The organism is Pseudomonas sp. 57B-090624 (assembly GCF_003234055.1).
GTDB classification, from domain to species: domain Bacteria; phylum Pseudomonadota; class Gammaproteobacteria; order Pseudomonadales; family Pseudomonadaceae; genus Metapseudomonas; species Metapseudomonas tohonis.
The window spans coordinates 1-3,648 of record NZ_QKRU01000155.1 but is presented as its reverse complement, the minus strand read 5'-3'; the positions used below and the strand labels follow the sequence as shown (position 1 = coordinate 3,648).

Annotated in this window: 5 protein-coding genes; 3 read left to right on the top strand and 2 right to left on the bottom strand. The window is 68.3% G+C overall.

Annotated elements, in window-relative coordinates:
- Positions 1-701 (top strand): chemotaxis protein CheB (locus DMX10_RS31980; RefSeq protein ID WP_305888076.1); only part of this gene is annotated, 701 nt, incomplete at its 5' end.
- Positions 702-876: 175 nt separating this feature from the next.
- Positions 877-1,521 carry a response regulator transcription factor gene (locus DMX10_RS31975; protein WP_111264858.1) on the top strand — a complete coding sequence of 215 codons (645 nt, stop codon included), beginning with the start codon at positions 877-879 and terminating at the stop codon, positions 1,519-1,521.
- 13 nt (positions 1,522-1,534) lie between these two features.
- On the opposite strand, the gene DMX10_RS31970 is transcribed toward DMX10_RS31975, so the two are convergent.
- Positions 1,535-2,257, bottom strand: coding sequence for a tyrosine-protein phosphatase (locus DMX10_RS31970; protein WP_111264857.1), 723 nt, complete (start codon positions 2,255-2,257; stop codon positions 1,535-1,537).
- A gap of 594 nt (positions 2,258-2,851) precedes the next feature.
- On the opposite strand from DMX10_RS31970, the gene DMX10_RS31965 reads away from it, so the two are divergent.
- Complete coding sequence (locus tag DMX10_RS31965; RefSeq protein ID WP_111264856.1) at positions 2,852-3,106, top strand: hypothetical protein; 255 nt, start codon at positions 2,852-2,854, stop codon at positions 3,104-3,106.
- Between the two features lie 12 nt (positions 3,107-3,118).
- Here the strand turns inward: DMX10_RS31965 and DMX10_RS31960 are convergent, their stop codons facing one another.
- Entirely contained in the window at positions 3,119-3,538 is a 420-nt protein-coding gene (locus tag DMX10_RS31960) for a hypothetical protein (protein ID WP_146603112.1), read from the bottom strand.
- Positions 3,539-3,648: the final 110 nt, after the last annotated feature.

Here is a 3,648-nt window from a genome sequence, read left to right as displayed (position 1 = left end):
ACGCCATGCCGCGCAGCGCGCCGCCGCCCCCCCCGGCCAAGGCCGCGCCGGCAGCGGCTCCGGCCGAACCTTCGGCACGCCCCACCGGCTACGCCACCACCGACCGCGTGGTCGCCCTGGGCACCTCCACCGGCGGCACCCAGGCCCTGGAGGTGGTGCTGCGCCAGCTGCCGGTGGATTGCCCCGGCATCGTCATCGTCCAGCACATGCCGGAGAAGTTCACCGCCGCCTTCGCCCAGCGCCTGAACAGCGTGTGCGAGATCGATGTGCGCGAGGCCCGGCACATGGACCGCGTGCGCCCGGGGCTGGCCCTGGTCGCCCCCGGCGGGCACCACATGCAGCTCAAGCGCAGCGGCGCACAGTACTTCGTCGAGGTGCTCGACGGCCCCCACGTCAACCGCCACAAGCCCTCGGTGGACGTGCTGTTCCGCTCCGTCGCCCGCCACGCCGGGCACAACGCCCTGGGCGTGATCATGACCGGCATGGGCGACGACGGCGCCCGCGGCCTGCTGGCCATGCGCGAGGCCGGCGCACGCACCGTGGCCCAGGACGAGGCCAGCTGCGTGGTCTTCGGCATGCCCAAGGAAGCCCTGCGCATGGGGGCGGCGCAGAGCACCGAGCCCCTGGCCAAACTGTCGGAGGTGATCGTCCGCTACGCGCGCGGCTCGGCGCCCGACAAGAACGCGGAGGCCGCAAGATAGAGGCGTTCCAGGCGAAAAACGGGTCATTTTGATACTGGCCCGGTGCTACCGTCCGTCCGGTAAGCCCGGGCGAACCTTCGTGTCGGATGCTACTCCGTACCTGTAGGCCTGCTCTTTTTCAGGGCGGCCTGCACTTGGAGAAATGCATGAACGACGCGTTGCGCAAGGAGCGCCCATGACCTGTCGCCTGTTGCTGGCCGACGACCACGCACTCATCCGTGTCGGCGTCCGAGCCATGGTCAACGATCTGGAGGGTTACGAAGTAGTCGGAGAAGCGGAGGACGGCGAGGAAGCCGTCGTGATGGCCGAGCGCCTGAAGCCGGACATCATCCTCCTCGATATCTCCATGCACGGCGTGGACGGCCTGGAGGCCCTGCAACGCCTGGGTACGCGCGTGCCCGAGGCCCGCGTGCTGATGCTCTCGATGCACACCGACGCCGACGTGGTGCTCTCCGCCCTGGAGAAAGGCGCCTACGGCTACCTGCTCAAGGACGCCGCCATGGTCGAGCTCGCCCTCGCCCTCAAGGCCGTCGACCGGGGCCAGCGCTACCTCAGTTCCGCCATCGCCCAACCGGTGATCGACCAGGCCCTGGCCCGCCAGCACGGCGGCGACGATCCCGGGCTCACCCAGCGCCAGGTGGAAATCCTGCGCCTGATCAGCCGGGGCGCCTCGACCCGCTCCATCGCCGACGGCCTCGGCCTCAGCGTGAAGACGGTGGAGGCCCACCGCGCCCAGATCATGAAGCGCCTGGACATCCACGACGTTCCCGGGCTGGTCCTCTACGCGGTGCGCAAGGGCATCATCAGCCCGGACGATTGAGGCGGCGGGCGAGTCAGGAGTCGGAACGCACCTGCTCGACGGGCCCGCTCACCGCCACCTCCTCATCCGCCTGCGCGCCGAAGGTGGCCCGCAACCAGCGCCCCACCTGACACGCCGCCAGGGTCCGGGTGCTGCAGGCGCCGCTGGCCAGCGCCTGGCGCAAGCCGTCGATATCGGCGCCCTCGACATAGGCGATCGCGTCATCCATCAACCGCGCGTCGCCGAAGCCACCGGCCTTCATCTCCGCCAACGCATCGGCACGGCTCCAGCCCTGCACCACGGTGCGGTACATGGCCGCCATCAGCCCGGTGCGGTCGCGGCCGTGCTTGCAGTGCATGAGCACCGGCCCCTGCGCCTCGGCTCGCTGCAGCACACGGAGCACACGCAGCACGTCCACGTCGTCGACCCGGTCGGCGTGCAGCGGGATGCTCACCCGTTGTACCTGGGCATCGCCCAGCCAGTCGGCATCGTCCTCCTTGATGAAGCTCACCACCGTGCGCACCCCCAGGCGCTGCAGTTGCGGCAGGTCGCCGGAATCCGGCAGCGCGCTGCGGTACAGCTGTGGGGTCATGCGGTAGAGGTTGAAACCACGGTCCACCGGCACCGCCCAGTCCTGCCGTGACAGCAGCGCTCCCGGCTCCGGCACCTGGGTGTTGCCCTGGGCCAGCGGCACGCACAGCGAAGCGACGGCCAGCAGGCCGGCGAAGAACAGCGAGATACGGGGTCCGGGCGTCATGGCGCGCTCCTGCAAGGTTCGCCACTACCCTCGCGCACCGCCCGTAAAGGCCAGATCAAGAAGACGTGAAAAATTTGTCGGCCGCCCCACCGGTGCAATCGCCTGCAAGGGCGACCGCAGGGGCGATTTCATGGGCTCTGCCTGCGCGGGCGCTCGTGAACGTGACGCGAAGCTTCAAGCAGGGTGTATTCCGGGGCATTCCTGCCCCCCTGTCGCGCCCACCGCATGGTTTTCGCTTCGCTCTACGCCATCCTGCGAAGCCGCCAGCCGCGGTCGTGATGCGCACATCAATGTGAAGTATCGAGCACCGACGATGAAGCGAGGGAACCCGACGCAGTCGGGCCGTATGCAGGGGCGAGCCCTTTTGGTTACTTTTCTGTGGTTCGGCATCCCGACGCTTGAGAAAAGTGACTCGCCCGGGGGACGAAACCAGAACCACCAGCAAAACTCGCTAATCGGCTTGGCCAAAACCTTGATGCAGCGAAACCCGCCGGCCCTGTGCAACGGCCAATTCGGCGGATGTCCGACAATCGCCACACCACGCCGGGCCAAGCTGTTCTAGAATCAGCCTCGAATCACGCTGCAGTCCCGCCCATGGATATCCAGAGCCGCACCCTTCTCCTGCGTTCCCTCCTCGCCCAGCTCAGCGAGGACGACCCCCGTGATGCCAGCACCCTGGAAGGCGACCCGGCACGGGTGATGATCGGCCTGCGCGATCTCCAGGAACTCGGCCTGATCAGCGGCCAGCTGCAGCGCAGCGAGCAGAGCGACGGCCAGGGCCCGCTGCTGGCCAGCGCCACGGGCATCACCCTCACCCGCCGCGGCGCGGCCTTCAAGGCCGAGCCCTGAGCCCCGCGCGCATCAGTTCGCCGAGGACAGCTCGGTGCCCTGGCTGACGCTCATCGACGCGTAGGGCCGGTTGTCGAACTGGTGGTACTTCTCCAGCCAGGCGGCATAGGCCTGGCCATCCCCCGCATAGCGACCCGAGCTGGAGTAGCGCGGCGCATCCCCTTCCACCAGGCGGCGCTCGATCATCGCCGGATAGGCCGGGTGCTTGCGGGTGGTGAAGAGATAGACCGAGCCGTCGCGCTCGTTCTTGATGATGGTCACCTGGTCCGACGACGAATAACGGACTTCCGGCAACGCCAGCGCCTCATCGAACGCCGCCTGCCACTGCTGCACGCTGATGGGCTCGGGGAGCGGCTGCACCGCCGGCTGTTCGTTGGCCTGGGAATCGCCCGCGCCGAACAGGCCGAGCAGCATTGCGAATAACTGGTTCATGGTCTTGCTCACCGGGAATGGGAGTCCCAGAGGTTCAGAGGGACGTTGGCGGGGTCGGTTCAGGAAATTTTCGGGGGCTCGGCGCAGGGGGCGCTCGGCAGTCCGCTGGG